The organism is Flavobacterium xizangense, assembly GCF_054075145.1.
In genome coordinates this window covers 1-237 of the sequence record NZ_JBSIPG010000322.1, presented here as the reverse complement: position 1 = coordinate 237, position 237 = coordinate 1, and the positions used below count along the sequence as shown (strand labels likewise).

General features: G+C 36.3%; 1 pseudogene. It reads left to right on the top strand.

Going from position 1 to position 237, the window contains the following annotated elements:
- Window positions 1–205, top strand: a pseudogene (locus tag ACWA1B_RS23610) (argininosuccinate synthase); the annotation flags it as partial.
- Between the last annotated feature and the right edge of the window lie 32 nt (window positions 206–237).

Below are 237 nucleotides of genomic sequence, written 5' to 3'. Positions count from 1 at the left end.
AAACGGAACAGTAACTGTTTCGTTAAAACCATATCATTTCTCACTTGACGGACTCGAATCAGAAAATGATTTAATGAACACAGGTTTCGGTCAGTACGGCGAAATGAACAATGCCTGGACATCTGAAGATGCGAAAGGATTTATTAAGATTTTAGGAAATGCTCAAAATATTTTCTCATCTGTAAACAAATTAGATCATGATTAATGTCGGAATTATTGGTGGTTCGGGCTACACAG